General features: G+C 67.6%; 22 protein-coding genes and 1 pseudogene. 18 read left to right on the plus strand and 5 right to left on the minus strand.

Annotated features, from left to right (window positions below; all coding sequences use genetic code 11):
* Positions 1-3 precede the first annotated feature (3 nt).
* From IBJ82_RS03735 to IBJ82_RS03755, 5 genes are all read left to right on the plus strand, one after another.
* On the plus strand, positions 4-450 hold the full coding sequence (locus tag IBJ82_RS03735; RefSeq protein WP_194824513.1) for a thioesterase family protein: 447 nt from the start codon (positions 4-6) through the stop codon (positions 448-450).
* 79 nt (positions 451-529) lie between these two features.
* Complete coding sequence (ruvC, locus tag IBJ82_RS03740) at positions 530-1,099, plus strand: crossover junction endodeoxyribonuclease RuvC (protein ID WP_194825156.1); 570 nt, start codon at positions 530-532, stop codon at positions 1,097-1,099.
* Positions 1,096-1,695: a Holliday junction branch migration protein RuvA gene (ruvA, locus tag IBJ82_RS03745; protein WP_194824514.1), complete on the plus strand. Its 600-nt coding sequence runs from the start codon at positions 1,096-1,098 to the stop codon at positions 1,693-1,695. The genes ruvC and ruvA overlap by 4 nt, the downstream gene beginning before the upstream one ends.
* A 3-nt stretch (positions 1,696-1,698) precedes the next feature.
* Positions 1,699-2,787, plus strand: a complete 1,089-nt coding sequence (gene ruvB / locus IBJ82_RS03750) for a Holliday junction branch migration DNA helicase RuvB (protein ID WP_370585131.1) — start codon at positions 1,699-1,701, stop codon at positions 2,785-2,787.
* A 54-nt stretch (positions 2,788-2,841) separates the two neighbouring features.
* The gene (locus IBJ82_RS03755) at positions 2,842-3,354 is read left to right on the plus strand and encodes a GtrA family protein (RefSeq protein WP_235569310.1); all 513 of its coding nucleotides are present in this window, start codon (positions 2,842-2,844) and stop codon (positions 3,352-3,354) included.
* A 133-nt stretch (positions 3,355-3,487) separates the two neighbouring features.
* Here the strand turns inward: IBJ82_RS03755 and IBJ82_RS35175 are convergent, their stop codons facing one another.
* Both IBJ82_RS35175 and IBJ82_RS03765 read right to left on the minus strand, forming a co-directional pair.
* The gene (locus tag IBJ82_RS35175; RefSeq protein ID WP_194824515.1) at positions 3,488-4,066 is read right to left on the minus strand and encodes a DivIVA domain-containing protein; all 579 of its coding nucleotides are present in this window, start codon (positions 4,064-4,066) and stop codon (positions 3,488-3,490) included.
* A gap of 36 nt (positions 4,067-4,102) precedes the next feature.
* Positions 4,103-4,732: a TetR/AcrR family transcriptional regulator gene (locus IBJ82_RS03765; protein WP_370585132.1), complete on the minus strand. Its 630-nt coding sequence runs from the start codon at positions 4,730-4,732 to the stop codon at positions 4,103-4,105.
* 69 nt (positions 4,733-4,801) lie between these two features.
* On the opposite strand from IBJ82_RS03765, the gene IBJ82_RS03770 reads away from it, so the two are divergent.
* From IBJ82_RS03770 to IBJ82_RS03795, 6 genes are all read left to right on the plus strand, one after another.
* Positions 4,802-6,292: an NAD(P)/FAD-dependent oxidoreductase gene (locus tag IBJ82_RS03770; RefSeq protein WP_194824517.1), complete on the plus strand. Its 1,491-nt coding sequence runs from the start codon at positions 4,802-4,804 to the stop codon at positions 6,290-6,292.
* A gap of 106 nt (positions 6,293-6,398) precedes the next feature.
* Entirely contained in the window at positions 6,399-6,740 is a 342-nt protein-coding gene (gene yajC, locus IBJ82_RS03775) for a preprotein translocase subunit YajC (protein WP_194824518.1), read from the plus strand.
* A 99-nt stretch (positions 6,741-6,839) separates the two neighbouring features.
* On the plus strand, positions 6,840-8,558 hold the full coding sequence (secD, locus tag IBJ82_RS03780; protein ID WP_194824519.1) for a protein translocase subunit SecD: 1,719 nt from the start codon (positions 6,840-6,842) through the stop codon (positions 8,556-8,558).
* Complete coding sequence (secF, locus tag IBJ82_RS03785) at positions 8,555-9,739, plus strand: protein translocase subunit SecF (RefSeq protein ID WP_194824520.1); 1,185 nt, start codon at positions 8,555-8,557, stop codon at positions 9,737-9,739. Before secD ends, secF begins: the two co-directional genes overlap by 4 nt.
* A gap of 25 nt (positions 9,740-9,764) precedes the next feature.
* Positions 9,765-11,480 carry an ABC transporter substrate-binding protein gene (locus tag IBJ82_RS03790; protein ID WP_194824521.1) on the plus strand — a complete coding sequence of 572 codons (1,716 nt, stop codon included), beginning with the start codon at positions 9,765-9,767 and terminating at the stop codon, positions 11,478-11,480.
* A 23-nt stretch (positions 11,481-11,503) separates the two neighbouring features.
* A complete protein-coding gene (locus tag IBJ82_RS03795; RefSeq protein WP_194824522.1) occupies positions 11,504-12,076 on the plus strand; it encodes an adenine phosphoribosyltransferase in 573 nt (190 codons plus the stop codon).
* 7 nt (positions 12,077-12,083) lie between these two features.
* Here IBJ82_RS03795 and IBJ82_RS03800 read toward each other — a convergent pair whose 3' ends face one another.
* Entirely contained in the window at positions 12,084-12,695 is a 612-nt protein-coding gene (locus tag IBJ82_RS03800) for a GNAT family N-acetyltransferase (RefSeq protein WP_194824523.1), read from the minus strand.
* 223 nt (positions 12,696-12,918) lie between these two features.
* Here IBJ82_RS03800 and IBJ82_RS03805 point away from each other — a divergent pair, with 223 nt between their 5' ends.
* Positions 12,919-14,589, plus strand: a complete 1,671-nt coding sequence (locus IBJ82_RS03805) for an ABC-F family ATP-binding cassette domain-containing protein (RefSeq protein WP_194824524.1) — start codon at positions 12,919-12,921, stop codon at positions 14,587-14,589.
* On the opposite strand, the gene IBJ82_RS03810 is transcribed toward IBJ82_RS03805, so the two are convergent.
* Entirely contained in the window at positions 14,507-14,971 is a 465-nt protein-coding gene (locus tag IBJ82_RS03810) for a nuclear transport factor 2 family protein (RefSeq protein ID WP_228536418.1), read from the minus strand. The two genes, IBJ82_RS03805 and IBJ82_RS03810, sit on opposite strands and share 83 nt — an antisense overlap.
* Positions 14,972-15,042: 71 nt before the next feature.
* Here IBJ82_RS03810 and IBJ82_RS03815 point away from each other — a divergent pair, with 71 nt between their 5' ends.
* The 4 genes from IBJ82_RS03815 to IBJ82_RS03830 all read left to right on the plus strand — a co-directional run bounded on the left by IBJ82_RS03815 (position 15,043) and on the right by IBJ82_RS03830 (position 18,613).
* On the plus strand, positions 15,043-15,558 hold the full coding sequence (locus IBJ82_RS03815; RefSeq protein ID WP_194824525.1) for a helix-turn-helix domain-containing protein: 516 nt from the start codon (positions 15,043-15,045) through the stop codon (positions 15,556-15,558).
* Between the two features lie 96 nt (positions 15,559-15,654).
* A complete protein-coding gene (locus tag IBJ82_RS03820) occupies positions 15,655-16,602 on the plus strand; it encodes a hypothetical protein (protein ID WP_194824526.1) in 948 nt (315 codons plus the stop codon).
* Positions 16,599-17,915 carry an adenylosuccinate synthetase gene (locus IBJ82_RS03825; RefSeq protein WP_194824527.1) on the plus strand — a complete coding sequence of 439 codons (1,317 nt, stop codon included), beginning with the start codon at positions 16,599-16,601 and terminating at the stop codon, positions 17,913-17,915. The genes IBJ82_RS03820 and IBJ82_RS03825 overlap by 4 nt, the downstream gene beginning before the upstream one ends.
* A gap of 68 nt (positions 17,916-17,983) precedes the next feature.
* Entirely contained in the window at positions 17,984-18,613 is a 630-nt protein-coding gene (locus IBJ82_RS03830) for an NUDIX hydrolase (RefSeq protein WP_194824528.1), read from the plus strand.
* Positions 18,614-18,631: 18 nt separating this feature from the next.
* On the opposite strand, the pseudogene IBJ82_RS34480 reads toward IBJ82_RS03830, so the two are convergent.
* Positions 18,632-18,775 (minus strand): annotated as a pseudogene (locus IBJ82_RS34480) (metallophosphoesterase); the annotation flags it as partial.
* A gap of 124 nt (positions 18,776-18,899) precedes the next feature.
* Between IBJ82_RS34480 and IBJ82_RS03835 the strand changes: the two are divergent.
* Positions 18,900-19,916: an alkaline phosphatase family protein gene (locus IBJ82_RS03835; RefSeq protein WP_194824529.1), complete on the plus strand. Its 1,017-nt coding sequence runs from the start codon at positions 18,900-18,902 to the stop codon at positions 19,914-19,916.
* A 312-nt stretch (positions 19,917-20,228) separates the two neighbouring features.
* Positions 20,229-22,601, plus strand: coding sequence for a bifunctional (p)ppGpp synthetase/guanosine-3',5'-bis(diphosphate) 3'-pyrophosphohydrolase (locus IBJ82_RS03840; protein ID WP_194824530.1), 2,373 nt, complete (start codon positions 20,229-20,231; stop codon positions 22,599-22,601).
* The last annotated feature ends 53 nt before the right edge of the window (positions 22,602-22,654 follow it).

Genomic DNA, 22,654 nt, shown 5'->3' on the forward strand with positions numbered 1-22,654 from the left:
GGCATGACGGAAACCAGTGTGCCGTTTCGGGTTCGGATCCCGATTCGGGTGTCCGATCTCGACCCGCAACTGCATGTCACCGGCTCGGCGTATCAGCAGTTCGCCGACCACGCGCGGTTCGCCTGCGTGACCGAGGCGGGGGTCTCGGTGCCGGATTTCCTCGCGGCGGGGGTGGGGCCGGTCAATCTCGAGTTGAACGTTCGCTATCTGCGGGAGTTGCGCGCGAACGACACCGTCGAGGTCGACTGCCGGTGGGAGTGGGGGCAGGGCAAGACCTATCGGGTGGAGCACACCCTCACCAGGGGCGACGGTGAGGTTGCCGCGACGGTGTCCTATGTGAGCGGCCTGCTCGACTTACGCACGCGCAAGTTGGTCGCGGATCCGGCGCGGGTCTGGGCCGAGCACGCCCGCGATCCCGCGCTGCTCGGGCTGTCGCCGCGACCGGCGTGAGATCGTGTCGTTGGTCGGTCCGAACCTGCGGATGCTCTAGACTTTCGAACAACTGTTCGTGTCTTCGAAGGGGTGGCCGGTGCGGGTGATGGGCGTCGATCCGGGGCTTACCCGGTGCGGGCTCAGCATGGTGGACAGCGGACCTGGCCGGAAGGTGGTCGCCCTCGATGTGGGGGTGGTGCGGACGCCGCCGGACGCCGAGCTGGCATTGCGGTTGATGGCTGTCGCCGATGCCGCCGAGGAGTGGATGGATACCCATCGGCCCGAAGCCGTCGCGATCGAGCGGGTATTCGCTCAGCACAATGTGCGTACCGCGATGGGGACAGCGCAGGCCGGTGGGGTGATCGCGCTGGCCGCGGCGCGGCGCGGGATCCGGGTGGCCTTCCATACGCCCAGCGAGGTGAAAGCCGCTGTCACCGGGAACGGTACGGCGGACAAAGCGCAGGTGACCGCCATGGTGACGCGGATTCTCGGATTGCAGGTCGCACCGAAACCGGCGGATGCCGCCGACGCGCTCGCGCTGGCGATCTGTCATTGTTGGCGGGCGCCGCTGATGGACCGGATGGCGGCCGCGCAGGCGCAGGCGGAGGAGGTCCGCCGCCGCTACGAACAACGGCTCGCCGAACAACGGAAGGTGGTGCGCGGGTGATCGCGTCGGTACGCGGCGAGGTACTCGAGATCGCGCTCGATCACGTGGTGATCGAGGCCGCGGGCGTCGGGTACCGCCTCAATGCCACCCCGGCCACCCTCGCCGGGCTCACCCGTGGCGAACAGACCCGTCTCTACACGGCGATGATCGTGCGCGAGGACTCGATGACCCTGTTCGGGTTCGCCGACACCGAAGCGCGCGAACTGTTCGGGCTGCTGCAGACCGTCTCCGGCGTCGGCCCCCGCCTGGCGATGGCGGTGCTCGCCGTGCTCGAACCCGAGGCGCTGCGAAAAGCGCTCGCCGAGAGCAACGTCTCCGCCCTGACCCGGGTCCCCGGCATCGGCAAACGTGGCGCCGAGCGGATGGTCGTCGAGCTGCGCGACAAGGTGAATCAGGTGGCTGTTCCCACCGGGCCGCCCGGCGCGGAAACACCGAGTACCCCTGTGCGCGAACAGGTTTCCGAAGCGCTGGTCGGTCTCGGGTTCCCCGCGAAGCAGGCCGAACAGGCCGTCGACACCGTCCTCGCCGACCAGCCGACCGCCACCACCTCGGTGGCATTGCGCGCGGCTCTCGGCCTGCTCGGCAAGAACAGGTAGACCGTGTTCGACGACGACATCGACGAGACCGACGAATCCGACCTCACCGCCCGGTATCTCAGCACCGACGGCGAAGCCGAAACCGGCCTGCGTCCGACCTCGCTCGACGAGTTCATCGGCCAGCCCCGCGTGCGCGAACAGCTCGCACTCGTGCTGCGTGGCGCCCGCCAGCGCGGCGCCACCCCCGACCACGTCCTGCTGTCGGGACCACCCGGCCTCGGTAAGACCAGCATGGCGATGATCATCGCGGGCGAACTCGGCACCGCCCTTCGCATCACCTCGGGACCGGCCCTGGAACGCGCGGGCGACCTCGCCGCCATGCTGTCCAACCTGGTCGAGGGCGATGTCCTGTTCATCGACGAGATCCACCGAATGGCGCGCCCGGCCGAGGAAATGCTGTACCTGGCGATGGAGGACTTCCGCGTCGACGTGGTGGTCGGCAAGGGCCCCGGCGCGACCTCGATCCCCCTCGATATCGCCCCGTTCACCCTGGTCGGCGCCACCACCCGCTCGGGCGCGCTCACCGGTCCGCTGCGCGACCGCTTCGGCTTCACCGGCCACATGGACTTCTACGACCCCGCCGAGCTGTTGCAGATCCTCACCCGCTCGGCCCGCATCCTCGGCGTGCACATCGACCAGGACGCGGCCGCCGAAGTCGCCGGGCGCTCCCGCGGTACCCCACGGATCGCCAACCGGCTGCTGCGCCGGGTCCGCGACTACGCCGAGGTCAGAGCGGACGGGTTCATCACCCACCCGATCGTGATGGCGGCGCTCGAGGTCTACGACGTCGACGCGCTCGGCCTCGACCGGCTCGACCGCGCTGTCCTCGGCGCGCTCGTGCGTGGCTTCGGTGGGGGACCGGTGGGTGTGTCGACCCTGGCCGTGGCAGTCGGCGAGGAAGCGGCCACCGTGGAAGAGGTCTGCGAACCGTTCCTCGTTCGCGCCGGGCTCGTCGCCCGCACACCCCGTGGCCGGGTCGCGACCGCGGGGGCCTGGGAACATCTGGGCTTGGTGCCACCGCCCGACCTGGTCATCGGCGCCATCGAAGTGCGTGGGCGCGAACCGCAACCGAGTGTCGAGGGCTTGGACTGAAATACCCCGCCTCCGGACGGGCATCGCGCCGCAACGTCGTCTACTGTCGATTCGGTGGCAGTCCTAGAAGTGGTGCAACGACTCCCCGAGCCGTTGCGTTCCCTGCTGATGAAGCATCGGGAACTTCTGAAATTCGCCGTGGTCGGCGCGATCACCTGGTTCATCGACACCGGGGTCGTGTACGCGGTGAAACTGACCGTGCTCGGGGACAAGCCGCTCACCGCGCGCCTGCTCGGCGCGCTGATCGCGACCATCGCCTCCTACATCCTCAATCGCGAGTGGTCGTTCCGCGCGCGCGGCGGCAGGCAGCGTAGCCACGAAGCGGCCCTGTTCTTCGCCGTCAGCGCGCTGGGCATCGTGGTCACCATGATCCCGCAGGCCATATCGCTCTATGCGCTGAATCTGCGTGTGCCGCACGTGGATCCGACGGTGCAGATGGTCGCCAACTTCATCTCGGGACAGATCCTGGGCGTCCTGCTGGCCATGGCGTTCCGCTTCTGGGCCTTCCGCCGCTACGTCTTCCCCGACGACCTGCGCGAAGCCGAACTCCACAGCATCCAAGGGTAGGAACGGGCGGGTTCGCCGCTGGGGGTTTCGGCCGCCTTGATCTGGACTGACCGGAGGGTGCGACGAAGGAGTGCCCGGAGGGAGGGAAGATCAAGGTTCCCAGGCCGAAACCCAGCGGCGCCAGCCGCCATAACTATTGACGGCGTTCGGGGTGCTCCAGAGCGGTGATCACCAGGTCGATGAAGGCGTCTACTTCTTCGCGGGCATAGCCGCGGGTGCCGAGACGGGTGTCGTTGAAGCGGACGCCGCGCACATCGGAGGTGGTGAGACTGCCGGGGCCGTTGTGGGCCAGGGTCGCCGCGACCAGATCGAGGAAGGCGTCGACCTCTTCCTCGTGGTAGCCGCGCCTGCCGACGGCGGACTGGGTGAAACGCATGCGGTGCACGTCGTCGGGGGTGAGCATCTCGGCGACATCGTCGCCTGCGCGCGCCGCCGGCACGGGCGGGCCACCCTTCTGACGGTGTTCGAGCTCGGTCCGCACGCGGTCGAGGAAGTCGTCGACCTGGTCGGCCTGATATCCGCGACCGCCGAAACGCGGTGCGCCGAAGTGCACGTGGCGGATGTCGTCGGCGGTGAGCGCGCCCTGCCCGTCGAGGGTGGCCGACACCTGTTCCAGGAAGGCGTCGACCTCGTCTGCGTGGTAGCCGCGGTGCCCCAGAGTCGGCATGGCGAAGTGGGTGCGGCTCACATCGTCGGGCGTCACAGCGGTCATTGTCTCAGGATTGCCCTTCTATCCCACGGCTTTTCGTTATCGGGCAGCGGCGCGCACGCCATCGATGAAAAGCCGCCGCACGGCGTGACTGTACACCGACATCGATGCCGGATCAGGGGTTCGCATGCCCGCGACGAGCCCGGCGACGATCATGCCCAATGCCGCCTTGGCGGTATTGGCGGTGTCGATATCGGCGCGGAGGTAACCGACGCGCACACCGTGTTCGAGGTAGCGCGTCATGAGGATCTCGGTGGCGTCGACCAAGCCGTACACCCGCGCGGTGAGTTCCTCGTCGATACCGGTGGCGTGGAACAGCAGCAGGTGCGCCGTGCGCGGATCGTCTAGCAGCACGCGGGTCAGCGAGTCGCCGATCCGATCGATCAGCGCGGCGTATTCCTCGATGGTGGCGGCGCTCTCGGGCTCCATGTTCTTGTCGAGCGCGCCGAAGATGCGCCCGCTCACCTCGTCGATGACATGGTCGATGATGTCGCGCTTGTTCGCGAAATAGCGGTAGAAGGTGCCGTGCCCGATGCCGAGACGCGTGGCGATATCGGCGATTCCGGTGGCGTGATAGCCCTTCTCGGCGAAGCAGTCGAACGCGGTATCGATGATCTCCCTGCGCAATTCGGCTTTGCGCTGGTCGATTCGCGAGGGTGGCTTCGTCACATTGACGATGTTACAGTCGACGTAACCAGAATGACATGTCATTCTCAAATCTCAGTGTGGAGGTTCGACGTGGTTCCTCAGTTCGACGCGGTCGTGGTCGGAGCGGGTTTCGGTGGCATCGGCGCGGGTATCGAACTCGACCGGCTCGGGCTGCGCGATTTCGTCATCCTGGAACGTGAGGACGATCTGGGTGGCACCTGGCACGTGAACAGGTATCCGGGTCTGGCCGTCGACATCGCCTCGGTGACCTACTCCTATTCCTTCGAGCCGAACCCGCGCTGGACCCGGCTCTTCGCGCCCGGCGCCGAGCTGAAGAGATACGCCGAGCACGTGGCCGACAAATACGATCTACGCAGGCGGATGCGGTTCGGAACCGTCGTCGACGGTGCGCGTTGGGACGCGGAGAACCAGCAGTGGGTGGTCACGATCGCCGGCGGCGAGACGCTGACCGCGCGCTATCTGCTCGCGGCGACGGGGTTCCTCTCCCAGCCCTACACTCCCCCGTTTCCCGGCATCGAGACCTTCGCGGGCAAGATCATCCACACCACCGACTGGGACGCCGATTACGACCTGACCGGCCGCAAGGCCGCCATCATCGGCACCGGCGCCACCGCGGTGCAGTTGGTGCCGGAGGTCGCGAAGAAGGTCGACGCACTGACCGTGTTCCAGCGGACCCCGATCTGGGTGGTGCCCAAGGTCGACGCCCCGATTCCGGGGGTGGTGCGGGAACTGTTCGACCGGGTTCCGCTCACGCAGAAGGCGGCACGGCTGGTCAACACCGGCATGCTGGAGGCGCTGATGGTCGTCGGCGTGCTGCACTACAAGCAGGCCAAACCGTTGAACCGGGCGGCGGCCGCGATGGCGAAGGCCCATCTGTTCGCGCAGGTCCGCGATCCGGAGACCAGGCAGAAGCTCACCCCGCACTACGACTTCGGCTGCAAGCGCCCGACGTTTTCCAATCAGTACTTCAAGACGTTCAACCAGCCGCACGTGCGGCTGGAGACGAACTCGATCGACCATGTGGAGCCCGACGGCATCGTCACCGCCGACGGCCACAAGACCGAGATCGACACGCTGCTGCTCGCGACCGGCTTCAATCTCTGGGACGTGAACTTCCCGGCGATCGAGATCGTCGGGCGCGACGGCGTGAACCTCGGGAAGTTCTGGCGCGACAACCGTTTTCAGGCCTACGAGGGCATCACCGTGCCCAAGTTCCCCAACTTCTTGAGCCTCAACAGCCCCTACTCCTACAGCGGGCTGTCGTACTTCACCACCATCGAGGCTCAGATGAAGCACATGGGCAGGTTGTTCACCGAGCTGTTCCGTCGCGGCGAGCAGACCTTCGAGGTCACCGAGGATGCCAATACCGAATTCCTCGACCGGATGACCGCCAAGCTGGGTTCCTCGGTGTTCTACGGCGGCGACTGCGCCACCGCGCGCAGCTACTACTTCAACCAGCACGGTGAAGCGGCGCTGCTGCGCCCGACCAGCACCGCCGCGGCGCACCGCGAGGCGGTCACCTTCCCGCTCGACGACTACACCTACGGCAGCATCGCGTGAGCTGTTTCACGCGCGCGTCGGTGTCCGGTGTGTCGCCGCGGCGGGGAACTGGCAGACTGTCAGGCGTACTTGCACGTCCACCACTGACTAGGGACTGACTTCGACGATGGACTTCCTGTTTCCGCTGCTGATCCTGGCCCTGCTCGTGCCGATGTTCTTCGGTATCCGCAAACAGAAGCGGGAGGCCGAGAAGGTCTCGACGATGCAGGAGGCCTTGAAGGTCGGTGACGCTGTCGTCACCACCTCGGGTCTGTACGGCACCATCGTCGATCTCGACGAGAACACCATCGACCTGGAGATCGCCGAGGATGTGGTCACCACGTGGCTGCGCCAGGCGATCCGCGAGGTGCGCGCCGATGAGCAGACGGTCGAGGAGACCGCCGAGGTCACCGACGCCCCCGCCGAGGAAGCCGTGGAACAGACCGAGACCCGGCTGACCAAGGACTGACCAGTCCCTTTTCCCGCCCGGGCGCGTACTGCGTTCCGGGCCGGGCACCGTTGTGCCTACCGATTCAGCCTCGACTTCCCGCCTAGGAGATGACCTGCTGTGCCACCTTCCCAAGGATCGGCGCATCCGTTCCGGTTGCTCGGCGTCTACGCCGCGCTTCTGGCCGTGATCTACGCGCTGGTGTTCTTCACCGGTGACCATTCCCCGTCGGCCAAGCTCGGCATCGACCTGCAGGGCGGTACCCGCGTCACGTTGACCGCGCGTACCCCCGACGGCAACAAGCCGAGCCAGGACAGCCTGAAGAAGGCGCAGGAGATCATCGAGAGCCGTGTCAACGGTCTCGGCGTCTCCGGCTCCGAGGTGGTCATCGACGGTGACAACCTGGTCATCACGGTGCCCGGCGAGGACAGCCAGCAGGCACGCGCGCTGGCCACCACCGCCAAGCTCTACATCCGCCCGGTGCTGTTCGCGACCGAGCCGCAGGCAGGCGGCGCGGCTCCGCCCGCGACCGGCACCGCGCCACCGGGTGGCACCGCGCCCCCCGCGGCCACGGAGACTCCGGCACCCGTGCCCGGCGAGTCGACCGCGCCCGCCGAAGACGTGACCCCGCCCGCCGAGGGTGCGACGACCCCGGCTCCGCAGTCGCGGGTGTTCCCCGCGCAGGCACCGCCGACGCCGACGCCGCCGCCCGGTGGGCTCACCACCCAGCAGCAGCAGGCCAAGGAGATCGCCGACGCCAAGGCACTGCGCCAGAGCACCGATCAGCAGGTTCAGCAGGTCGCCGTGGCGGCCATGGACTGCACCAAGCCCGACCCGCTGACCGGTAACGACGACCCGGCCCTTCCCCTGGTCACCTGCTCGCAGGACGGCACCGAGGTGTTCCTGCTCGGCCCGAGCCGCATCGACGGCCAGGAGATCGCCGACGCGACCTCCGGCCTGAACTCCCAGCAGGCCCGGCACGAGGTGAACCTCGAGTTCAAGTCCGCGGGCGCCGATGCCTGGTCGAAGCTGACCGGTGAGTACGTCAACAAGCGAGTCGCGTTCGTGCTCGACTCGAAGGTCGTCAGCGCGCCGCAGGTGCAGCAGGGCCCGCAGCTGGGTGGTCGTACCTCGATCTCGGGCAGCTTCACCGCCGACAGCGCGGACGAGCTCGCCAACACGCTGAAGTACGGTTCGCTGCCGCTGTCGTTCCAGACCTCCGAAGCGGAGACGGTCTCGGCGACGCTGGGTCTGTCCTCGCTGAAGGCGGGTCTGCTGGCCGGCGCCGTCGGCCTGATCGCGGTGTTGCTGTACTGCCTGCTCGTGTACCGGATGCTCGGCCTGCTGGCCGGGTTCTCGCTGATCGCGGCCGGTATCGCGGTTTACGGCATCATCGTGCTGCTCGGGCGGTGGATCGGCTTCACCCTCGACCTCGCGGGTATCGCGGGTCTGATCATCGGTATCGGTTTGACGGCCGACTCGTTCGTGGTGTTCTTCGAACGCATCAAGGACGAGATGCGCGAAGGCCGCAGCTTCCGCTCGGCGGTGCCACGCGGTTGGCAGCGAGCTCAGCGCACCAACCTGTCCGGTAAGACGGTCAGCTTGATCGCCTCGGTCGTGCTGTACCTGCTCGCCGCCGGTCAGGTGAAGGGCTTCGCCTTCACTCTCGGTGTCACCACAGTCCTCGACGTGATCGTGCTGTACCTGGTCACCGCACCGTTGCTGATGCTCGCCGCGCGCTCGCCGTTCTGGGCCAAGCCGTCGGTGAACGGACTCGGCTCGGTTCAGCAGATCGCCAGGGAACGCGGCCAGGCCAGGTCGAAGGAGATGTCACGATGAGCAATGACAACCCCACCGAGGAATCGGTGAACCTGGACAAGTACGAGCCCACACAGGGCCCGAAGCACGGCTTCTTCGAGCGTCTCTACACCGGCACCGGCGGCTTCCCCATCGTCAGCAGGCGCAAGTTCTTCTACACGCTGTCGGCGGTGCTGCTGCTCATCTCGCTGCTCAGCATCGGGGTGCGCGGTTTCACCCTCGGTATCGACTTCGAGGGCGGCTCGCGCATCCAGATCCCCGCGGCCGAGGGCGTTACCACCCAGGAGGTGGAAGACGTCTACTCGCAGGCGCTCGGCCACGGACCGGTGTCGGTGCAGAAGGTCGGTTCCGGGGACGCGGCCACCATCCAGGTGCGGTCGGAAACCCTCAACCTGGAACAGATCGACCAGGTCCAGACCGCGCTCTACGACGAATTCCAGCCCAAGGACTCGTCCGGGCAGGTGAGCCGCAACGCCATCAGCATCGCCGAGATCAGCGAGACCTGGGGCGGGCAGATCACCCAGAAGGCGTTGATCGCGCTGGCGGTGTTCGTGTTGTTGACGATGATCTACATCGCCATCCGCTTCGAACGGGACATGTCCATCGCGGCGATCGTGTCGCTGTTCTTCAACCTGTTCGTGACGGCGGGTATCTATTCGCTGGTCGGGTTCGAGGTGACACCGGCCGCGGTGATCGGCTTGCTCACGATTCTGGGTTACGTTCTCTACGACAACGTGGTGGTCTTCGACAAGGTCGAGGAGAACACCCGCGGCGTGCTGCACCTGAACAAACGCACCTACGCAGAACAGGCCAACCTGGCCGCCAACCAGACTCTGATGCGCTCGATCAGCACCACGATCATCGGCATCCTGCCGATCATCGGCATGCTGGTGATCGCGGTGTGGCTGCTCGGGGTCGGCACGCTCAAGGACCTCGCGCTGGTGCAGCTGGTCGGCATGATCGTCGGCGCCTACTCCTCGATCTTCCTCGCCGTGCCGGTGCTGGTCTCGATCAAGGAACGCTGGGGTCCGGTGGCCGCGCACACCAGGAAGGTGCTGGACAAGCGCGCCGGTGTCGGCGCGGGCACCCGGGTTCCGGTGGGCGCCGGCGCCTCGGGGGCCCGTGGCGCCCGACCGACCGACAGTGGTGCGCCGCGGCCGGGTTCGCGTCCGAGCGGAAAGCGTCAGCAGAGAAGGCACTGACGACCGACAAGCAGGGGGTCTCATCATGCGACGCAGCACGATTCGACTGATCACCGTCCTCGCCACGGCGGCCGTGACAACCTCTATGGTGGTCGGCTGCTCGGCGAAGAACCAGGTGCCCTCCATCGGGTACGCCGTCGACGCCTCGATCGCCAGCTACAACGGCGCGAGCACGCTCGGCGCCAGCAGTGGCGCCGCCGCGGTGTTCGGCCGCGTGCTGACCGGGTTCTTCTACACCGGACCCGACGGTCAGCAGGTGGCCGACACCGACTTCGGCACGGCCAAGGAAGTGCCGGGCGAGACCCAGACGGTGCAGTACCGGCTCAATCCGGACGGGGTGTACTCCGACGGGGTGAAGACCTCCTGCGACGACCTGGTGCTGGCGTGGTCGGCGCGCTCGGGCAAGTTCACCCGCCCGGGCGATCGCGGGCCCGTCCCGCTGTTCGACGCGGCGAGCACCGTGGGCTACGACGAGATCGAACGGATCGACTGCCAACCGGGATCCAAGGACGCCACCGTGGTGTTCCGGCCGGGCAAGCACTACCTGCCGTGGCGGACGCTGTTCACCGCGACCGAGGTGATGCCCGCGCATGTGGTGGCGCAGGCGGTCGGCGTGCCGAACGTGGTGAACGTCCTGCAGACCGGCGACGGTGCGGTGATCGGCCGGATCGCCGATTTCTGGAACAGCGGCTGGACCGTGAAGGCCGGGGGCCTCGACCTGACCAAGTTCCCGTCGTCGGGGCCGTATCGGATCGAATCCTTCGGCGCGAAGGACGGTCTGGTGCTGGTCGCCAATGAGAAGTGGTGGGGTGACGCGCCCGAGACCAAGCGGATCGTGGTGTGGCCCAAGGGCACCGACTTCGCCGCCAAGGCGAAGGAGAACGCGCTCGGGGTCGTCGATCTCGGGGCCGGGTCGGTCGCGGATCTGAAGCTCGACGGTTTCGACGAGCAGACGGTCGCGAGCCGCAGCGCCGAACAACTCGTGCTCGCCACCGGCGGGGTGTTCTCGCGGGTGGAGGTGCGCCGGGCATTCGCGCAGTGCGTGCCCCGGCAGGCGCTGTTCGACACCCTCGGCAAGGCGGGGGAGGTGCCGCCGAAGCAAGGACTCGGCGCGGGCGTTCTGAATGCCCATGTGGTACAGCAGGATTCGCTGTACTACCCGGCGGTGATCGGGGGCGCCGATCGGTATCGTGGCGCCGACATCCCGGCGGCCACCGCGACCTTGGCCTCCGCGGGCACGGCACAGCCGACGGTGCGGATCGGTTACCAGGGGCCCGACGCTCGCCGTGCGCAGACCGTGGCGATGATCGCCGAGTCGTGCCGTGGGGCGGGGATCACCGTGGTCGACGCGGGTGCGCCCGACTTCACTCCGTTCAGACTGCCCGAGGGCGTCGTCGACGCGGTACTCGGCGGCACCGGTGCGGTGCCGGGGCCCGCGGGATCGAGCGCGGGTGTTGTCGCATTCGCCGCGTTGCGGGCAGGTAGCGGCCTCGATTTCGGTGGCTTTGCTAACGGTCGCTACGATGCGATCACCGATCAGCTTGCGGGCGAGGCCAATTCGACCGCGACGCTGAATTTGCTGACCGAAGCCGAGAACCTATTGTGGGCGCAGCTACCGAGCATTCCGTTGTTCGCGACGCCGCGCATCATCGCTTTCGGTAACGGGATGCAGAACGGGATCGCCGGGCCGACACAGGCCGGTACCGGGTGGAACATGGATCGCTGGGTGTTGCAGCGATGAGTGGACGTGATGAAAGAGGGTTGATGAGCAAGCACGCGGTGGTCGAGTCCGAGGACCAGGCCAGTGAGCGGACCGCCGAGGCGGCCGAGGCGGTCACTCGGCTGACTCGTTGGCACGACGACTTCCCCACGCCGGGTGTGCGTTTCGCCGATCTCACCCCGGTCTTCGCCGACGCGGCCGGTTTCCGCGCGGTCATCGACTGCTTCGCCGCCATCGCCCCCGACGCAGACCTCGTGGCCGGTGTCGACGCGCGTGGCTTCCTGCTCGGCGCCGGCGTCGCGGCGACCCTCGGCACCGGGGTGCTCGCCATCCGCAAGGGCGGCAAGCTCCCGCCGCCGGTCGTCTCGCGCGAGTACGAGCTCGAATACGGTTCCGCCGCACTGGAAATCCCCGCCGACGGCGTCGACCTCGAGGGCAAGCGAATCCTGCTGCTCGACGACGTCCTCGCCACCGGCGGGACCCTCGCCGCCGCGGCCGCCCTGTTCAAGGAGGTCGGCGCCGAGGTGGTGGCCGCCGCGGTGGTGATGGAGCTCGAGTTCCTGCAGGGGCGCGAGCACCAGGGTGACTACCCGGTGACCTCGATCGTCAAGCTCTGACCCGTTCTCAGCGCGGCGTTCGCAGCATCGGCCAGAGCGGCGGGCCGTCCGGGAGATGGAGTTCTCCCGTCACCGCGAAGCCGAAGCGTTCGTAGTACGGAACGTTGACCGGGTTGCTGGATTCGAGATAGGCGAGGGCGCCCTCGGCGTCGACTGTCTCGAGTTGGGTGCGCAGCAGGGCGTGGCCGAAGCCGCCGCCTCTGGCATCGGGGGCGGTGCCGATCATTCCCAGGTACCAGTGTGGTTCGGTGGGGTGGTTCTTCTTCAGCAGGTCGCCGACCTGCTTGCCCGCCAGGATGCGGCGGCCGAAGGCGCGCCAGATGCCGGGCATCGTGCGAAGTTCGCTGATCGTCGACGGTTGCGCCGTGTGTGGTGGGGTCCACAGGGCGGCGCCGCCCACCGTGCCGTCCGGGCGGAGGGCCACCTCCGACGCACCGCTGGGGACGAAGATGTGGCGCGCCATGGTGGCGAAGAATCGGGGCAGCCCGAGCGCGCGCCGGTGTGGGTCCGGCAGGATCCAGCTCATCACCGGGTCGTGCTGGAAGGCTTCGGCCAGTGTCCGCGCCGCCGCGTCGACGTCGCCCTGACCGGCCGTCCGCACCACAATCGTCTCCGACATCGCACTCCTCGACTAGTGGGCTGAGCTTTTCGAATTCAGCCTAGCCGCGACATGAGCGAGCTCACAGGTCCGGAAAAGGGGTGGCGCGCCGCGGCGTCGGGGTGTTATCAATGAAGGGTCTTGTTCCCGGCGATCGGAGTCACGCGTTGATTTCTTGAGGTAGCGCTCTCGGACGGTCCGCATTCTGCGCACCGTGTATCCGTCGCACCTCCAGGGGATCCGCATGACCTCTCTTTCTTTTTCCGATCTCACCTTTCACTGGCCGGACGGCACCGCTGTCTTCGACGGGCTCGATGCTGTCGTCGGACCCGGGCAGATCGGTCTGGTCGGCAGCAACGGCGCCGGAAAATCCACGCTGTTGCGGCTGGTGGCCGGCGAGCTGAAGCCGGTGCGCGGGTCGATCTCCGTGCCGGGCAGCCTCGGGTACCTGCGTCAGGACCTGGGCATGCGAACCGGTCAGCGGGTCGACGCCGTGCTCGGCATCGCCGAGGTGCGCAACGCACTGCACCGCATCGAAAGCGGTACCGGTGAGCCCGCGGACTTCGACACCGTCGGCATGGCCTGGCAGGTCGAGGACGAGGCCGTCGCTCTGCTCGGCAAGCTCGGGCTCGACTACGTCGCCGAGTCGGTCGACGACCTGGACCGCACCCTCGACACCCTCTCCGGCGGCGAAACCGTGTTGCTCGGCGTGGTCGCCGAGCTGTTGCGCGAACCCGACGTGCTGTTGCTCGACGAGCCGACCAACAACCTCGACGCGGTCGCCCGCGGTCGCCTCTACGAGGTGATCCGGCAGTTCGCGGGCACCGTGATCGTGGTCAGCCACGATCGCGATCTGCTCGACCGGATGGACGGCATCGCCGAACTACGCGCGGGTGGAATCCGTTCCTTCGGTGGTGGTTTCAGCGATTACGAGCGGATCATCGAGGCCGAGCAGGAGTCGGCGCGCGCTGCCGTTCGTGACGCGCGCTCCGATGTGCGCAAGCAGGCGCGCGAACTCGTCGACGCGCGTACGAAACTGGACCGGCGGGCGCGCTTCGCCCAGAAGATGCAGGACAACAAGCGGGTCCCGAAGATCATCGCGGGACTGCGCAAGAACGCCGCGGAGGTATCGGCGGGCAAGCTGCGCAACTCCCACATCGACAAACTCGACTCCGCTCGCGAAACCCTGGGCCATGCCGAGGAATTGGTGCGCGCGGATCGGGAGATCCGGGTCGAACTCCCCGACACCCGGCTGTATCCGGGTCAGGACGTGCTCGACCTCCAGCAGGTCGAACTGGCCAACGGTCCGGTGGTCGACCTGCGCGTGAGCGGACCGGAGCGGATCGCGTTGACCGGGCGGAACGGGGCGGGCAAGACCACCCTGCTGCGCCGGATCGTCGCCGAGGAACCGAAGGTGGCGTGGCGGTTGCTGCCGCAGCGTCTCGACGTGTTCGACGAATCGCGGACGGTGTTCGACAATGTCGCCGCCGCCGCGCCGCACGCGACACCGGAACAGATCCGCGGTCAGCTCGCGCGCTTCCTGTTCCGCGGTGCCGACGCCGACATCGCCGCGGCCGCGCTCTCGGGCGGAGAACGCCTGCGCGCAGCCCTGGCGACCCTGCTGCTCGCCGAACCCGCCCCGAAGCTGCTGATGCTCGACGAACCCACCAACAACCTCGACCTTCCCAGCCTCGCCCACCTCACCCAGGCGCTGGCGAGCTTCGAGGGCGCGTTGATCGTGGTGAGCCACGACGAGCGCTTCCTCGACGACATCGGGGTGACCCGCAGGCTCGAGCTCACTCCGGACGGCCTGGTCGAAGACGGTCGGGTGCCTACCGAGCAGAGCGCGCGGCCCGGCGAATCGCTCCTGGATACCGGAGCAGATTCGGGCCCAACCACACCGCAACCGCGGTGAGCGCGAGCCAGGGCCGCAGATGCGGGCGCATCCGCCGGATCCGGCCGTCGGTATCGAGGTCGAGCACCATGGCCTCGGTCATCCGAAAGGGACCGAACCTGGCTTCGCCCAACAGGACTCGGGTGTCACCGGTGCCGAGGGTATCGGTCCACCGCAGATCGCTGACCGCTCGATAGACGAGGGTGAGCAACGGGGCCAGATCGTTTCGACCACGGAATACGAGCCGTCCCGACACCGGTGAGACGAGTTCGGCATCCTCGGTCAAGGTGTCGAGCAGGGCGGTGATGTCGTTGGTGGTGGTCGCGTGCCGGAATCGGGCCACCGGATCGGTGGACACCGAATCGGCGAGAGCATCGGACATGGGCACTACACCCTCCTTCATGACGAATCCTTCAGGTGTCCCCCGACCGTAACCAGCTGACTTGCGAAAAGCAATGGACTATCCTCGGTGTTATGGCTAAAACGGACCTCGCCGATATCGCGTGCTCGATCGCCCGCACCGTAGGCATCGTGGGGGAGCGGTGGACTCCCTTGATCCTGCGCGACCTGTTCCTCGGCATCACCCGCTTCGAGGACCTGCGTCGCGATCTCGGCATCGCGTCGAATGTGCTGACCGACCGTCTTCGGACGCTGCGCGACCACGGGATCGTGGAAACCCGGGTGTATCAGGAGAACCCGACCCGCACCGAGTACGTCCTCACCGACCGCGGTCACGATCTCTATCCGGTCCTGACCATGCTGCTGGCCTGGGGCGATCGCTGGCTGGCCGGTGACGACGGGCCACCGCTGTCGGTGGTTCACCGCGACTGCGGTCGGGTGACCGAGGGTGTCGTCGTCTGTCGGGAATGTAGGGCTCCCCTCGCCGCGGACAACGTCACGTGGCATCCCGGGCCCGGCGGCAAGCCCGGTCCGGGTGTCGTCCTCGTCGGCTCACGCTTGACGCCGCTGCCGGACGGCGGTTCCCCCTAGCGGAGGAGTCCGGGCGAATCTGCTGCAGCGCCTTGACGTTCATAGTTTTGGTGGAATAGACTAAAACAACGATCAAGGCGAGAGGGAGTGGTTCGAATGGGGTACGGGAATTGGGACGACACCGCCTACCGGGCGGGGAAGACGTTTCGGGCGCGGCAGGGGGTGGATGATTTCGGCTATACGGCCGAGATGCGGGCGAAGCCGTACGACACGTGGTGCGCGCACCCGTTGCTCGATCCGTTCGGAGTCGGCAAGCGCGAGTGCCGGGACTCGGCCGAGCACGGGAACTCGCTGCCGGTGGCCGTGCTGTTCGATGTGACCGGGTCGATGGGGCGGGTGCCGCGCATCATGCAGGACAAGCTCGGGAAACTGCACGGGCTGCTGAAGAACAAGGGGTACGCGCAGGACCCGCAGGTCCTGTTCGGCGCGATCGGCGACGCCGATACCGATCGGGTGCCGTTGCAGGTCGGGCAGTTCGAATCCGACAATCGGATGGACGAACAGCTGCGGGCGATCCTGCTCGAAGGCGGCGGTGGCGGACAGAAATCTGAAAGCTATGAGCTGGCCGCCTATTTCATGGCCGAGCACGTCGCGACGGACGCCTGGGACAAGCGCGGCAAGAAGGGGTATCTGTTCCTGATCGGCGACGAGTTGAACAAGCCTCGCCTGGCCGCCCGACACATCCGAGCGGTGGTCGGCGACCATGTGCGCCGCGATGTGTCCGTGGAGTCGATCTATCGCGAACTCGAGCAGCGCTGGCACGTGTACTACATTCTGCCGAATCAGTCGTCGTACTACCGGGATCCGGAGATCGCCGAACACTGGCGGGGGTTGCTCGGGCAGAACTTCCTGAAACTCGACGACCCCGGCGCGGTCTGCGAATTGATCGCGCTGACCATCGGATTGGGCGAGGACCGGGTCGATCTCGATACCGGGCTGGCCGATCTGCGCGATGTCGGGTCGAATGAGGAGGCCGACGCGGTCGGCCGGGCGCTCGGTTCGAAGCCCACGCCGACGATGCGCGCGCTGCCGCCGGGGCGATGAGTCCGATGTTCGGTGAACGTCACATCGTCGTCGTCGATCTGGGCTTCGGTGATGCCGGTAAGGGCGCGACGGTCGACTGGTTGTGCTCACCCGAGGCGGATCTGGGCGTGGCGGCCGTCGTGCGGTTCAACGGCGGTGCGCAGGCCGCGCACAACGTCGTGGCCGACGGTCGTCACCACACCTTCGCGCAGTTCGGTTCGGGGACTTTCTCCGGGGTGTCGACCGTGTTGTCGCGGCACATGCTGGTCGAGCCGATCGCGCTCGCCGCCGAATCCGAGCAGTTGGCGGCGCTCGGTGTCCGCGACCCGCTCGGACTGCTCGCCGTCGACGGTCGCGCCCTGCTGACCACACCGATCCACGTCGCCGCGAACCGTGCGCGCGAAGACGCGAGGGGTGCCTCGCGGCACGGTTCCTGCGGTCGTGGCATCGGTGAAACAGCCTGGTATGCACTGGAACACGACGCACCGACGGTGGCCGACTGCCGGGCGCCGGCCATGCTGCGCGCCAAGCTGGATCGGCTTGCCGCGCACTACGACAGCCTCGTCGGGCCCAGCGCGCACGGATACGAATCGATCGATGCCCTGGTGGTGATGTACCGCGATTTCGCGCGCGCCGTCCGCATCACCGATGCGTCGGAACTCGCGCGGTCCGCGCGCGAGGGGCGATTGGTGTTCGAGGGTGCCCAGGGTGTGCTGCTCGACGAGTGGCGGGGCCTGCACCCGCACACCACCTGGTCGACGGTCGAGCCGCGCAACGCACGCGCCATGATCCGCGAAATCGGCGGAACCGCCGCGGTGCTCGGCGTCACCCGCACCTATATGACCCGGCACGGCGCGGGCCCGCTGCCGACCGAGGCGCCGCTCGGATTTCCCGAACCGCACAACGGCACCGGGCACTACCAGGGCGCGTTCCGGCAGGGACACCTCGATCCGATCCTGTTGCGCTACGCCGTCGAGGTGTGTGGCGGGCTCGACGGGTTGGTCGTCAACCACCTCGACGTGCCCGGAACTGTCTGTGCCGCACAGGCATACGACACGCCTGCGGGCAGAGTCACCGAACTCGTCCCCGGACGGTGGCGTGATCTCGATCACCAGCAGCGGCTCACCGACCAACTCGTCGACGCCACACCGATTCTCGCGCCGATCGACGACGACCCGGCAGCGTGGCTGGCCGAGCGGTTGCGGGTGCCGGTGGTGCTGAACGGTCGTGGTCCGGATCGGCGCGACCGTGCTGTCGCGGCTGTCCCCGCCGATCGGAGGTGGCAGCCCGATGATGTCGACAGGCAGGGAAGAATCGGGGCATGCGTACCGTGAACCGCGGTATCGGCCGGTGACAACGCACTGTGCCCGGAGCAGGGCAGCTCGAGACAGGATGGGGTGACGTGGAGCAATCCGTTGTGTCGATCGATGTGGTGACCTTGCGGTGCTGGGACGCCGACAGCGGCGTTCGTCTCGGCATCGCCCCCCGCGAGTTCGAGCCGTTCACCGGCGAACTCGCGCTACCCGGCGTGCTGCTCGGCCGCGGCGAACGTCTCGTCGACGCCGCCCGACGCGCCGTCCACACCAAACTCGGTGTGCCGACCGAGGCGATCGGCGCGGTCGGCCAGCTCGTCACTTTCGACGAACCCCACCGCGACCCGCGCGGTCCGACGCTGGCCATCGCGATGTGGGCGGTGGTCGCCGAACACGAGGGCCCGGCCGAGTGGGTGGGCTTCGACGAGGTCCCGCCGCTGGCGTTCGACCACAACCGCATCGTCGAGACCAGCCGTACCTTGCTGGCCGGACTCCTCTGGAAGGACGCGACGCTCACCCGAGCGCTGGCGGGCACCGAGTTCCCGGCTACCCGTGCGGTCGATCTCAGCACCTCCCTGCACGGCACGCGTCCCGACCCGGCCAACCTCAACCGCACGCTCGCCGCGATTCCCGGACTCGGTCGCACCGGTGAACGTCGCCGGGTGAAGGCCACCGGCAGGCCCGCCGTGGTGTGGGCGTTCGACGTCGACGAGAACTGAGCGGCTCACCGTCGCGGCTCAGCGCACAGCGGTGGTTTCCAGGTCGTAGAGGGCGTAGATGCGGCGCAGGACCGGGTACGAAACATTGTGGACGAGAACGTTTCCGGGGGTCCGCCCGTATTCGGTGCCCGCGTGGGCGTGCCCGTGCAGAGCAAAATTCGCGGCTCGATGCTGTGGTTCGCGGGTTGTTCAGCGAGGCGTCCGAGGGGTGCGAAGGCGATGAAACGTCGATGAACACCGTCGCGTCGGTCTCACCGCGGCGGCACGAATCCCTCATCGTGATGGCATGCGCGAGATGTCGGCTCCGGCGAAAGTGCTTGTCGCGCTGCTGACCGCGTTGGTGACGATTCCGCTGGTCGGGTCAGCGGCGGGATCGGTGGCGGCGTTCGACGATGTGGGGGCGGCGGTCGACGCGGCCGCCGCGTTCGGGGCGCCTCGACGCGGGGTCGGCGAGGTGGTGAACAAGGTCGTCGTCATCGGGATCGACGGGTTGATGTTCGACAAGGCCGACTCGGCGCAGGCGCCGCGGTTGCGCCATCTCGCCGCGCAGGGGCTGCTCTCGCAGGGTGACATCGCGGGGCACATCACGATCTCCGGGCCGTCGTGGGCGAGCGCGCTGACCGGGGTGTGGGACACCGAGCACGGGATCACCGACAACGAGTTCGACGCGAGTCCGTTCCTGGCACACCCGAGTGTGTTCACCCGGATCGAACGGGCCGATCCCGCCCGGCACACCGTGTCCATCGGCACCTGGCACCAGATCGCGACGATCGCCGCCACCGGTGACCGGCGCGCCGACGTCGCCCTCACCACCGGGCCGGTCGCCGACGATCCCGACGAATCGGCTACCGATGCCGCGACCGCGACCGAAGTGGTGTCGGCGATCGAGCGGTCCGGCCCCGATCTGGTATTCACCCACTTCGACCAGATCGACCTGGCAGGCCACCAGCACGGCGGTGCGTCCCGCGCCTACCTGGCCGCGATTCGCCGGGTGGACGCGCTGGTCGGCCAGATCGTCGCGGCGGTCGACCGGCGCGCGCAAGCCTTCGCCCGCGAACAGTGGACCGTCCTGGTCACCACCGACCACGGCCACCTCCCGACCGGCGGCCACGGCGGCCAGACCCCCGCCGAAACCGCCAACTTCGTCATCGCCCGCGGCCCCGACTTCACCCCCGGCACCGTCACCAGCGCCCACACGCTGGTAGATCTCACCCCCACCGTCCTCGACCTCCTCGCCGCCCCACCGGGCCGCCTCGACGGCCACACCCTGCGCTCCCGCCCGACCCACGTCGACGAGCGCTGACAGGTTCATCGCCCCCACGCCCTCCACCTCAGCCGAGATCCCGCGACTCGGGTCGGAACAAGACCGCTGATCACGCTAGGGCAGGGGTAACTCATCGGGGACGTCCAAAACCTGTCGATCCCCTATCCGCAGGCCCGGAAACTCACTACGCTGCCCGGGAACGACCGGCAGAAACCGCAGAGAGGCGGATTAGCCGCAGGCCTGTGACCCCGGTGACTCGAACACCAGGTCGGTGCGGGGACTAAAGTTGAGGACCCGGGCGGTTTGCAGCACTCGGCCGACAGGTCCGAATGCAGCGTGAGAGGTGGTGGCATGACTCGACAACTCGGCGAGGCGAAGGTCGGGCAGGAATCCACCGGCGCCACGCCAAGCGAAGGTGCACCGGCGAAGACCCCCGAAACCGCCAAGCAGTCCCCGACAGCCTCGGTGCCCAGTTCGGCCTCCCGGCGCGTCCGTGCGCGGCTGGCTCGACGGATGACGGGTCAACGGGGGATCGCGGCGGTCAAGCCGGTGCTGGAACCGCTGGCCACCGTCCACCGCGAGCTGTACCCCAAGGCCAACCTCGGGCTGCTCCAGCGCGCCTTCGACGTCGCCGACGAGCGCCACGCCAAACAGTTCCGCAAGTCCGGCGACCCCTACATCACGCACCCTCTCGCGGTCGCCAACATCCTCGCCGAACTCGGCATGGACACGACCACCCTGGTCGCCGCCCTGCTGCACGACACCGTCGAGGACACCGGCTACTCCCTCGAGCAGCTCAAGGAGGACTTCGGCCAGGAAGTCGCGCACCTCGTCGACGGCGTCACCAAACTCGACAAGGTCAACCTGGGCGCGGCCGCCGAAGCCGAGACCATCCGCAAGATGATCATCGCCATGGCGCGAGACCCGCGCGTGCTGGTGATCAAGGTCGCCGACCGGTTGCACAACATGCGCACCATGCGCTTCCTGCCGCCGGAGAAGCAGGCCAAGAAGGCCAAGGAAACCCTGGAGGTGATCGCGCCGCTGGCGCATCGCCTCGGCATGGCCACCGTCAAATGGGAGCTCGAGGACCTCGCCTTCGCGATCCTGCACCCCAAGAAGTACGACGAGATCGTGCGCCTGGTCGCCGACCGCGCGCCCTCGCGCGACACCTACCTGGCGAAGGTGCGCGCCGAGATCACCAACACCCTGGCCGCGTCGCGGATCAACGCGATCGTCGAGGGCAGGCCCAAGCACTACTGGTCGATCTATCAGAAGATGATCGTCAAGGGCAAAGACTTCGACGACATCCATGACCTGGTCGGCATGCGCATCCTGTGCGAGGAAGTGCGTGACTGCTACGCCGCGGTCGGTGTCGTGCACTCGCTGTGGCAGCCCATGGCGGGCCGGTTCAAGGACTACATCGCGCAGCCGCGCTATGGGGTCTACCAGTCGCTGCACACCACCGTGGTAGGGCCCGACGGCAAGCCGCTGGAAGTGCAGATCCGCACCCAGGACATGCACCGGACCGCCGAGTTCGGCATCGCCGCGCACTGGCGGTACAAGGAGACCAAGGGCAAGCACTCCGGTGACGCCGCCGAGGTCGACGACATGGCGTGGATGCGTCAGCTGCTCGACTGGCAGCGTGAGGCGGCCGACCCCGCGGAGTTCCTGGAATCGCTGCGCTTCGACCTGAAGTCGCCGGAGATCTTCGTGTTCACGCCCAAGGGTGACGTGATCACGCTGCCGCTGAAGTCGACGCCGGTCGACTTCGCCTACGCCGTGCACACCGAGGTCGGGCACAAATGCATCGGCGCGCGGGTGAACGGGCGCCTGGTGGCGCTGGAGCGGCAGTTGGAGAACGGCGAAGTCATCGAGGTGTTCACCTCCAAGGCGCAGAATGCCGGACCCAGCCGTGACTGGCAGAAGTTCGTGGTGTCCCCGCGGGCGAAAGCCAAGATTCGCCAATGGTTTGCCAAGGAGCGGCGCGAGGAAGCGCTCGAGAGCGGCAAGGAGCAGATCTCCAAGGAGGTCCGCCGCGTCGGGCTGCCGCTGCAGCGGTTGATGAGCGTCGAGGCGATGACCGCGGTCGCGCACGAGCTGCACTACAGCGACATCTCCACGCTCTACAGCGCGGTCGGCGAGCACCAGGTGTCGGCACACCATGTGGTGCAGCGGCTCATGGCCCAGCTCGGCGGTATCGGCGATGTCGAGAACGAATTGGCCGAGCGGTCGACGCCGTCGACCACGCCCAGCAGGCAGCGGGTCACCGGTGATGCCGGTGTGCTCATCCCCGGTGCGCCGGGAACGGTCGCCAAGCTGGCCAAGTGCTGTACGCCGGTGCCGGGCGACGAGATCATGGGCTTCGTCACCCGTGGTGGCTCGGTGAGTGTGCACCGTACCGACTGCACCAACGCCGATTCGCTGCAGGAACAGTCGGAGCGGATCATCGATGTCGAATGGGCGCCGTCGCCCTCGTCGGTGTTCCTGGTCGCCATCCAGATCGAGGCGCTCGACCGCACCCGATTGCTCTCGGACGTGACCAAGGTGCTGGCCGACGAGAAGGTCAACATCCTGTCCGCCTCGGTGGCCACCCACGGCGACCGCGTCGCGATCAGCAAGTTCACCTTCGAGATGGGCGACCCCAAGCACCTGGGCCATCTGCTCAATGTGGTGCGCAACGTCGAAGGTGTCTACGACGTATACCGGGTGACCTCCGCCGCCTGACCTCCGACCACGGCCCGGGCACTCTCGCCTCGCGAGGGTGCCCGGGCCGCTGT

This window comes from Nocardia sp. XZ_19_231 (assembly GCF_015355705.1).
In the GTDB taxonomy this organism is placed as follows: Bacteria; Actinomycetota; Actinomycetes; order Mycobacteriales; family Mycobacteriaceae; genus Nocardia; species Nocardia salmonicida.